The organism is Komagataeibacter diospyri (genome assembly GCF_006538165.1).
GTDB classification, from domain to species: domain Bacteria; phylum Pseudomonadota; class Alphaproteobacteria; order Acetobacterales; family Acetobacteraceae; genus Komagataeibacter; species Komagataeibacter diospyri.
Genome location: NZ_BDLU01000057.1, coordinates 1 through 9,795 on the forward strand (window position 1 = coordinate 1; position 9,795 = coordinate 9,795).

The following is a 9,795-nucleotide window of genomic DNA, read 5'->3' on the forward strand; positions in this document are numbered from 1 at the left end:
CGCGGGGTGGAGCAGCCCGGTAGCTCGTCAGGCTCATAACCTGAAGGTCATAGGTTCAAATCCTATCCCCGCAACCAACGATACTTGCGATACGAACGCATCGAGAACGCCACTGTCCGGATGGACCGTGGCGTTTTTCTTGTGCGCCGCGAACTGCAGGATCGCCGCCAGATCACCGCGCAGGATGATCGCCAGCTCGCCATCGGCCGGCTGGAGCGTGATCTGCGAGACCAATGTGCGTAGGCGCTCGGCTGCCTCGCTCTTTGTCTCATCAGCCCGAAGGCTCTCATAAAGAGACGCGATCCGCTGCTGATAGATCTCCGCCATATTCGGATGGAGAAGGGGAGGCAGCTCCTCGGTATTGGCGACTTTCTGTTCCAATTCCTCCTTGCGGGCTTCGAGCGTCGTCATTTTTTTCATGACCCGCTTGGATGCTTCAATGTCATCTGAGGCAAGGATAAGATTCAGCAGTTTATCCAGTTCTCTGTCGATGCGAGGCAGTTCGTTCCGAATTGCTGCGAGATCGGCACCAAGTTCCATGCGCAGTCGGTTCATCTCGCGGGTGAACTCGTTGCAGAACTCTTTGAACAGGTCCGGTTCCATCAGATGCGTGCGCAATCCACTGAGGACCGATGCTTCGAGAGCGTCGCGACGGATGTTGAGCCGGTTATCGCATGTGCCCTTGTTGCGGGCCGTCGAGCAGCCCAGCAGATCTTTCGAGATCATGCTGTAGCCGCCGCCACAGCACCCACAGCGGATCAGCCCGGCAAAGAGATGGCGGGGACGCCGCCGGTCATTGAGAGCCTCGTTTCCCCGTTCCGGCTGGCTGAAGGTTGTTTCGGCCTGGCGCGCCTTCACGGCGTCCCATAGATCCTGCTCGACGATCCGCAATTCCGGCACCTCCTGGATCACCCATTCGGATTCAGGATTAAGACGGGAGACGCGCTTGCCGGTATCGGGATCTTTCAGGTAGCGCAGCCGGTTCCAGACCAGACGGCCGACATACATCTCATTGTTGAGGATGCCGGTGCCGCGTTCCCGATTGCCGTGAATGGTGGACGGTCCCCATTCGCGTCCCTGCGGGCCGGGAACGCCGTCGCGGTTCAGCTCCATGGCGATCGTGCGTGACGACTTGCCGCGCGTGTAATCGGTGAAGATCCGTCTGACTGTGCGGGCCTCCTCCTCGTTGATGGTCCGGTCGCCCCGGATGCGCTCGCCTTTCGCATCGAACTGGCGCACGACATCATAGCTGTAGGAATTGCCGCCGCCGGACTTGCCGTCCTCGACGCGTCCGCGCAGGCCACGGCGTACCTTCTCGGCGAGGTCTTTGAGGAAGAGGGCGTTCATCGTGCCCTTGAGCCCGATATGTAGATGGGTGACGTCGCCCTCGGAGAGAGTGATGATCCGCACGCCGGCGAAGGTCATCCGTTTGAACAGGCCGGCGATATCTTCCTGGTCGCGCGACAGCCGGTCCATGGCTTCGGCCACGATGATCGTGAAGCGGCCGCGCGTAGCGTCCTGGATCAGTTCCTGAATGCCGGGGCGGAGCAGGGAAGCACCCGAGATGGCACGGTCGGTGTAGCTGTCGACGATCGTCCAGCCCTGTTTCTCCGCATGAAGTCGGCAGAGGCGCAACTGATCCTCGATCGAGGCGTCGCGCTGGTTATCGGATGAGTAGCGGGCGTAGAGCGCGACTTTCACAATCCTATCTCCCTAGTCCTGGAGATCGCGTCGCCGCGCGGCCTCCATTTCAGCGTTGACGAAATCCCGTGCGGCCTGACGGGCCAGAAGCCGGACCAGACTGACCAGCCGCGGATCGGCTCCACTGCGTAAGGGTGTCACGTTGGCGTCCGGGGCGTCGAGAACGAGCCGCAGCTTGCCAGCTATCGTATCGCGTTGGCGTGCCATCTTCCCGTCCTTTCTGCATGGACCATCGCTTAGCTCTGAAAGTACTGTGGATGTCGGACGGGACGTGCGTGAACAAAAAAATGGGTTGAAACAAAGACATGGATCGCAGGAAGAGGGCTTCTGGATAGTCGCGAACACGCACGGCTATCGTGGTCGGCACTATCACAAATCGGTGATGGCACGACTATAATAGTCGCAATTTATCGAGGTAGTCCTCGACTCGAGGATCGGTCGGCACGGACCTGTGTTCCGTAAAGCCGTATCTACGCGGTTCCATGGATGCGATCCGGCGTCTGGTGGGGCCGGAAGAGAGGAAGAGGGAGGTTGGGTTTTCGTGACGGATTCAGGGGTGGGAGAGAGGCTTCCGCCCGTCCGTCACGGAGTGTCCTGCCATGGCGAGCGCCATCCAGAAAATCGCCCTCAATGCGTCCCGTGATATCCCTTTCAACAGGCTGGTGCTGTCGCAGTCCAACGTGCGGCGTGCGAAATCCGGCCTGTCGATCGAAGAACTGGCCCGCGACATCGAGCGTCGTGGGCTGCTCCAGAGCCTGAACGTCCGGCCCGTTCTGAACGGGGAGGGGGCGGAGACCGGGTCTTACGAAGTGCCGGCCGGCGGCCGCCGCTTCCGCGCCCTCGAACTGCTGGTGAAGCAGAAGAAACTGGCGAAAACGGCCCCCGTGCCCTGTGTCGTGCGCGAGGCCGGATCGTCCATTCTCGCCGAGGATGATTCCCTAGCCGAAAACGTCCAGCGCGTGGCCCTGCACCCGCTGGACCAGTTTCGTGCCTTTCGTGACATGCTGGAAAAAGGCATGTCCGAGGAAGAGATCGCGGCCGCGTTCTTCGTCGTGCCCACCGTGGTCAAACAGCGTCTGCGCCTGATGATTGTGTCCGACAAACTGCTTGAGATCTACGAGCAGGATGGCATGAAGCTCGACCAGCTCATGGCCTTCTCGATCAGCGATGATCACACCCGTCAGGAGCAGGTCTGGGAGATTATTGCCCAGAGCCATAACCGCGAGCCTTATCTGATCCGTCGTATGCTGACAGAGAAGACCGTGCGGGCATCAGATCGCCGCGTGCGCTTCGTCGGGCTGGAGGCCTATCTTGCCGCTGGCGGTCCCGTCATGCGTGACCTGTTCGAGGCAGACGATGGCGGCTGGCTGCAGGATCCGACCCTGCTCGACCGACTGGTGATGGAAAAACTGGCGTCAGCCGCAGAGGATATCCGTGCCGAGGGCTGGAAATGGGTCGAAACGGCGCTGTCCTTCCCCTGGGGGCACACACGGGACTTCATGGAGATCGAAGGCACGCCTGTTGCGCTTTCGGACGAAGAAGCCACCCGTCTGACCGCGCTGCATAGCGAGCAGGAAACCATTGAGGCGCAATACGCGCTGGCCGATGAATTCCCCGAAGACATCGATATCCGGCTGGGGGAAATCGAACAGGCCATTGAGGCGCTGGAAGAACGCCCCGTGTCCTTCGATCCGGTGAACATGGCGCGGGCCGGTGTCTTCGTCAGCCTGGATACCGACGGCACGCTGCTGGCTGAACGGGGCTTTGTCCGGCCAGAAGACATGCCGCTGGAACCCGAGGATGTCGCCAGCGATGGCGATGCCATGGATGGCATTGAAGGCTATGATGATCGGGACGAGCCGGAAGGCATGACATCCCAAGAGATCGAGCCTGAAGAAGAGGACGGGTTGAAGCCACTTTCCGACCGTTTGCTGACCGAACTGACGGCGTGGAGGACACTGGCCCTGCGGGATGCTTTTGGGGCCAATCCGCATATCGCGCTGACGGAACTGCTGCACACGCTGGTGCGCGACCTCTACTGGCAGGTCTCGGGCGCGGGTTGTCTGGAAGCCTATGTCCGGGAAATCCCGCTGCCGGTGCATTCCCCCGACATGCCTGCCAGCCCATGCGCTGCGCCAGCGCAACGAGGGCTGGAAGCATGACCTGCCGGAAGACGAGGATGCATTCTGGCTGTGGCTCGACCGGCTGGACGACACCGGTCGCGTCGCGCTGTTGGCGCATTGCCTGTCCTTCGGGATCAATGCGTTGCATGAATCGTCCCATGATCCGTCTCTGGCACGCAGCGTCCGGGAGCGGCTTGCGCGAGCTGGCCGTCTCGCCACGGCGCTCAAGCTCGACCTGGCCGAGGCGGGCTGGCAGCCGACGGTGGAGAATTATCTCGGTCGTGTCACCAAGGCCCGTATTCTCGAAGCCGTGCGCGAGGCGCGTGGTAACGAGGCCGCCGACCGCATCGCCCATATGAAGAAGAGCGACATGGCGCAGGCTGCCGAGCAGTTGCTCGACGGCTCCAGCTGGCTGCCCGAGGTGCTGCGGACAAAAGGTTTTGCAGGGCAGCTTGCAGGAGGGATCTAAATTTGCGCGTCCGATAGTTCTGAGGCCACCGCGGTAGAGTGATACGAGTCCCATTTAATAGAGCGGCTTTCGATCTCCGGGAGCCTCCTTCTTGCTGCCTGGAGGCTTCCGTTTTCGTCCTCATGTCTGTCATTAAGATTGCTGCTGCGTGTTTTATGGAGCCAGCGCACATAGCCTATTCTCTCGATTTGGTCGTTCAGCCGATCGGTAAGCGCAATGGTTGACGCGGTGCACCGCGACCGTGATCGCCTTTCCGGTTCCTCCCGTCATTTCTTTGCTCATAATCTCATCCTCAACGGAACATCTGACTTGCGGATTGCCTGTGAACGACGTAAACAAGATATGTGACCGATGGTCACAGGGGGCTGGAATGGCAGAAAACGACGACGACCTTATCGGTATCAACGAAATCGCGAGTATGGCGAGTGTGTCGCGTCAAGCTGTCGCGAACTGGCGCGCGCGCTTCGCGGATTTTCCGAAGCCGCTGGCTGATCTCAAGGCAGGACCGGTCTTCAGGACAAGAACGATCAAAATATGGCTTAGGAAAAGGAAAGTGCCAATGGCCCGTGTCGTATCACTCATCAATCTGAAGGGGGGCGTCGCCAAGACGACCACCACGGTCGCAGTGGCGGAAACGCTGGCTTCGAAGTTTGGCAAGCGCGTTCTGGTGATCGATCTTGATCCACAGACCAATGCGACCACCATGCTGATCGGAGAAAAGCGCTGGAAAGAGATCAATGAAAAGGGGTGGACGCTTGCGACTTTGTTCAAGGATGCGCTGGATCCCCATAACAAGATATTCGATCTGAAAAAGACACTTCAGAAGAAAGTCTCTGACGTGCAAGGGGCCGAAAAAGTTGACCTGTTGCCGTCTAGCCTTGATCTGATCGATGTCCAAGATAAGTTGGCCAGCGCGCCAACGGGACAATTCTACTCTGTAACGCCGATTGACCTTCTCCGCCTTGCAGTAAAATCAATTCTTGACGATTATGATCTCGTCTTGGTGGATTGCCCACCAAACCTTGGAATCATCACATTGAATGGGCTTCGCATTTCCGAAGGTTATATTATTCCGACGGTTCCCGACGTACTCTCGACCTATGGCATCCCCCAGATCGTCAAAAGGGTTGGTAATTTCTCCAGGGAGATCGGAGAGGACATTGAGCCGCTTGGTATCCTGATCACGAAATATATGGAGAACTCCACGGTTCATATGAACGTCTCAAGGGATCTGCGCCGTCGTAACGATCCGCCGGTGTTCGAAACCGTGATACGTCAGGCAAACCAGATTGCCGCCGCAGCCGAAATGCAAAGTGGACGACGGACACTTAAGCAGAAGTACGGTTATGGTGACTTGACTACTCGATATATCGAGTTCGCGCAGGAATTGCTGGAGAAGATGGAGATCGAGGCATGAACCTGAAAGACACTCTTATCAGGATAGCCACCGTGGTCGCCGAGGAGGCTACGCGAAATCCCGAATTTCAGGTACGTCTTGAAGCAGCCTTTGCCACTAGTGAGCCAGCGGCGTTGCATTCGTCATCACCCTCCAGAGCTTCATCGCAGCGGGGGGCTGAAGTCGATGGCAAGAATATGAGAAAACGGCGCGGCGGCAGGCGATCTCCGGCGGTTCTCGATCCAATCGATCTGGCAGTTCATGGTGAGGTCAGGCTACGCGAGCAATTGGCGAGCCTCGAACTGGACCTGCTTCATGACATTGTCGCGCAGTATGGAATGGACCCGGGCAAGCTCGTCATGAAATGGCGGGACCGGGATCGGGTAATCAATCGCATTGTGGAGATGGCGTTGGCGCGGGCCACAAAGGGCGATGCCTTTCGAAAAGAATGATCTTCCACAGTCGTTACTTTCAAGACAGAAAGACGCAGGAGGCCAGTAATAATCGCATACTCATATTCTGTGCGATCTCATGCCGGGTACCGCTGTCCTGTGGTCTTGAAGTAGACCGGCCTCAGTCCGCGTCCAAGCCACATATCAGGTCAACGGAAACAGAGTAGGCGCGGGCGAGTTTCACCCTCGACGCAGATATTTGGCGGAGAGTTTTGTATCCCAATTAGCAGACGTGAATTATTTTACAGTACAGCAGCCTACTTGGTCGAACGCGAACAGGAATTTTATCGGCCTTCAAAAGGGGATAGCCTGATCTTCCTAGATAATCACTTTGTGGATTTGGTCATTTCGACCAGTAGTTTGGGCGAAACTTTAAAATTTTGAAAGAGACGCGATTGGATAACGAAAAGCTACCCACACCGAGAATGAATGCGGGTGGGCGGGCAACAGAAGCCGGAATGGATTTCCAGGCTGAGGTCGGTACCTGGCTTGCCGCCCATCTGTTGGCACGAATGCCGGTTGGCGGACGTTTCGGCCTTGCCAATGCCGCCTTACCTGTTTCGATCCAGCTCGAGACAGGTGATGGACTTGACGACATTCGCCTGGCACAGGACGACGCTAGCCTCATTGATCTGCAAAGCAAGACTAGCGCGGGGCTTTCCAAAAGCGTCGAAAGCCCGCTCGGCAAGACCATCAGTCAGCTCGTTCGGATCGTGATGAATGCCCGGGCCGCCGGTAATGTGGTCGATCCAATGAAAGTGCGTGCGGTGCTGGCAGTTAGCGCAGGCGCGTCGCGTACGCTCGATGCTCTGGAGCGAGGGTGTCGCGCATTCGATCTTGGCGGCAGTTGGGTCGGCACTAAAGCCGGGCGTTCTGCGGCGGAGAGTGAAGCACTTGATCTCTTCGAGACGCATGTGCGGGCTGCATGGTTAACACATTCGACCACTCCGCTGACCGACGAAGAACTCGCGACGATGGCACGGATGTTCTGTGTCGTACGTTTCTCGATGAACGAGGGAGAAGACAACTGGCGCGAAGCCTCGCGTCTGCTTGGCGTAAGGCTCTATGGTTCTGAAGCTGCTGGCGATGCACCATTGCGCGCATTGAAGGGCATTGTTCGGGACATGATCGGCAGCGGTGCGGCCGCCGATCGGGCTGGCCTCCTGCGCGAGCTTCGTCGGCTTGGCCACAATGACGTGGCCGCTGCCGATTACGTCGCCGATCTGGAACGTTTATCGACTGCGACCAAGATGGAGCTTACGCGTCTTGCCGGACACACGCGCCTGCCGATCGCTGGCGGCATTCCGATCACGCGCGCCAGTGACGGCCCGCTTGACGCGGCTCTCGATACTGGCTCGCTCATCGTGGTCGGTGAGCCCGGTGCCGGCAAAACCGGTGCTTTGGTCACGCTGGCGCAAATGCACCAAGCGGCAGGTGACACGGTTGTGTTCCTCTCGGTCGACCGCTTTCCGGGCGTGGCCATCGCTGCCGGTCTTCAGTCTGAACTGGGGTTGGCACACCCGCTGATTGAGGTGCTCGCCGCCGCGCCGGGTTTGGGACGTAAAATGCTCATCATTGATGCGCTGGATGCCGCGCGTGGGGGGGCAGCGGAAGGCGTTTTCTCTCAGTTGATTGAAGTGCTGACTAAATCTGCTCCTGACTGGACTGTGATCGCATCGATCCGTACGTTCGATCTGCGCAATGGACGTCGGTTTCGCGATGTAATGCCCGGATCTCCTCCAGATCCCGCTTATGCCCAGCCTGACTTAGGCAATGTCCGGCATTTTCTAGTACCGCGGCTCGCGGAAGATGATCTTGACGCCGCTGGTGCCGCTTCCCCAGATCTTAGCGCGTTGTTTTCCGCTGCGCCCGGCAAGCTGCGCGATCTGCTGCGTAACGTCTTCAACCTCTCGCTCGCCGCGCAACTGCTCGCAGATGGTACAAGCCCCGACAGCATCCGCACCGTCGCTACCCAATCAGATCTGATCGACGCCTATGAGGATCGCCGGCTCGTTGGAACACCGATGCATCGGGCCGCAGCTGCCACGGTCAGCGCCATGGTGCAGCGTCGCCGCCTTGCGGTGCGAAAGGTGGTTGTCGAGCACGATCAGCTCGACACGGTCATCCAGACCGGCGTGCTTACCGAATCTGGCGATCTGGTCAGCTTTGCCCATCATGTGCTGTTTGACCATGTTGCCGGTCGCTTCTTCCTCGAATGGGACAATCCTGCGCGACTGATCTCACAAATCAGCGGTGACAGCGCGATCGGGCTCATGCTCGCACCGGCGCTGCGCTTTACAATAGAGCGACTGTGGCGCGATGACGCAAACGACAAGGCTCAGGTATGGCGTTTGATCGCGGATATCTCCAGAAATCCGGCAGTCGACCCGGTGCTCGCCAATGTTGCACTGCGGACCGCGATTCAGCGAGTGAGCACGAAGACTGACATCGCGGGGTTGGTTGCGCTGATTATCGCCCGTCCGAATGACGAGACGCTGGCGATCATGCTTTCACGGCTTGCCCGCTTCGTCGGCTTGGCGGTCGGTGCTGCCAGCAACATTCTGCCGGACGAAGCGCTCGCGTGGACGATGGTTGCCGACACCGCGATCAGCGCGAATTCGAGCAATCTTGTCGATGCGACATGTTTCCTGCTCCAGATATTGTTCGACAATGCTGATCTTAACGAACCTGAATTACTTAATGTGTTCAACGGCGCAGCACGGGCATTGCTCGTTTTTGTATGGGCCGCTAGTCCGTTGATGCATCGGACGACAACTAACGCGATCCGTTTCGTCGGTAAGAGCTTTGCCGCCGATCCTGTCGCATCGCGTGCATTGCTTGATCGCATACTTCGTGACCCGCATTTCTCGCTTCATGCCGACAAAGAGGCTCCCTGGCTTTCCGAGCAGATCATACCGATCGCATATGCCGACGCTGATTTCGCGATCGAGATCTACCGTGTGCTTTATTCACGCGACATCACCGATAACAGCACTTCGTTCATGGGTGGGCAGATGAGCCGGATCCTACCGATCTCGTCGAACCGCAGCCAGGACTACAGCCACTGCCACTACAATCTGGGTCGGCAGGTCACCCGCCTCCTCGAGTTTGCGGTACCACTCGGAACACGTGCGATCATCGAGGCATCACTTGGAGACACCGATCGCACGATGCCCGTGGGCGACGACCGCAAACAGGTCGCTGTGTCGGGCCGCGCGCCGTTCGATCTGCTTGGTTACGATAATGAGTATAAAGCTTGGAATGATACAGAAAATCGCCACGGTACGCAGGACGACGATGTGCTCGCTCAGTTCGTTACGCATCTGCGTGGCTGTTCGCCTGCCGTCTTTGCCGAGACGGTTGAGGCGGCCGCAACCGGCTATGCCGGGTCAGCCGTATGGAAGCGTATCCTAGGCGTTGGAGCTGAGCGTGTCGACGAGGTAGCGGATCTGTTGTGGTCGTTCGCATGCAACATCACGATCCTGACGCATCGTGATATCGTCCGCGACGCGGTCCACTTTCTAGCTATGGTTTACCCGTTGAGGTCGATTGAGGAGAGGACAACCTTCGAGAATGAGTAACCATCCGGCGAGAGACGCGGGCGTGATCAGGCAGCGACGTTATTCTCGCCTTGAGCAATGGGTTTCCAATGCC

At 58.4% G+C, this 9,795-nt stretch carries 5 protein-coding genes, 1 tRNA gene and 1 pseudogene; 5 read left to right on the forward strand and 2 right to left on the reverse strand.

All coding sequences use genetic code 11. From position 1 onward, the window contains the following. Positions 1–77, forward strand: a tRNA-Met gene (locus tag MSKU9_RS13435). Here the strand turns inward: MSKU9_RS13435 and MSKU9_RS13440 are convergent. Together MSKU9_RS13440 and MSKU9_RS13445 are read right to left on the reverse strand one after the other, a co-directional pair. Then, complete coding sequence (locus MSKU9_RS13440) at positions 34–1,701, reverse strand: recombinase family protein (protein WP_141261913.1); 1,668 nt, start codon at positions 1,699–1,701, stop codon at positions 34–36. The genes MSKU9_RS13435 and MSKU9_RS13440 overlap by 44 nt on opposite strands. Positions 1,702–1,713: 12 nt before the next feature. Then, positions 1,714–1,908, reverse strand: a complete 195-nt coding sequence (locus MSKU9_RS13445; RefSeq protein WP_141261910.1) for a hypothetical protein — start codon at positions 1,906–1,908, stop codon at positions 1,714–1,716. Positions 1,909–2,300: 392 nt separating this feature from the next. Here MSKU9_RS13445 and MSKU9_RS13450 point away from each other — a divergent pair. The 4 genes and pseudogenes from MSKU9_RS13450 to MSKU9_RS13465 all read left to right on the forward strand — a co-directional run bounded on the left by MSKU9_RS13450 (position 2,301) and on the right by MSKU9_RS13465 (position 9,722). Further along, positions 2,301–4,293 (forward strand): annotated as a pseudogene (locus MSKU9_RS13450) (ParB/RepB/Spo0J family partition protein). 370 nt (positions 4,294–4,663) lie between these two features. After that, positions 4,664–5,710, forward strand: a complete 1,047-nt coding sequence (locus MSKU9_RS13455) for a ParA family protein (RefSeq protein ID WP_141261911.1) — start codon at positions 4,664–4,666, stop codon at positions 5,708–5,710. Continuing rightward, positions 5,707–6,141 (forward strand): hypothetical protein, encoded by a 435-nt coding sequence (locus tag MSKU9_RS13460; protein ID WP_227002500.1) that lies wholly within the window; start codon positions 5,707–5,709, stop codon positions 6,139–6,141. The genes MSKU9_RS13455 and MSKU9_RS13460 overlap by 4 nt, the downstream gene beginning before the upstream one ends. Positions 6,142–6,536: 395 nt before the next feature. Next, positions 6,537–9,722: an ATP-binding protein gene (locus tag MSKU9_RS13465; protein ID WP_141261912.1), complete on the forward strand. Its 3,186-nt coding sequence runs from the start codon at positions 6,537–6,539 to the stop codon at positions 9,720–9,722. Positions 9,723–9,795: the final 73 nt, after the last annotated feature.